Source organism: Citrobacter sp. TBCS-14 (genome assembly GCF_005280805.1).
In the GTDB taxonomy this organism is placed as follows: Bacteria; Pseudomonadota; Gammaproteobacteria; order Enterobacterales; family Enterobacteriaceae; genus Citrobacter; species Citrobacter gillenii.
Genome location: NZ_SZWM01001310.1, coordinates 1 through 229, shown reverse-complemented (window position 1 = coordinate 229; position 229 = coordinate 1). Strand labels below are relative to the sequence as shown.

At 54.6% G+C, this 229-nt stretch carries 1 protein-coding gene; it reads right to left on the bottom strand.

The window, feature by feature from the left end:
* On the bottom strand, window positions 1-229 hold a 229-nt coding region (locus FDX22_RS27520), incomplete at both ends, for an SIS domain-containing protein (RefSeq protein ID WP_146718074.1).

Sequence of the window (229 nt, the reverse complement as noted above, 5' to 3'; positions counted from 1 at the left end):
CGTACAACTGGCCGCCACGGGCACGCACTTCTTCAATGTTGGATTTCAGTTTTTCCAGCAACTCGTTGTTCGGTGCAACCACGATAACCGGCATATCCGCGTCAATCAGCGCCAGCGGACCGTGCTTCAGCTCACCAGCGGCATACGCTTCTGCGTGAATATAAGAAATCTCTTTCAGCTTCAGGGCGCCTTCCAGCGCAATGGGGTACTGATCGCCACGACCAAGGAA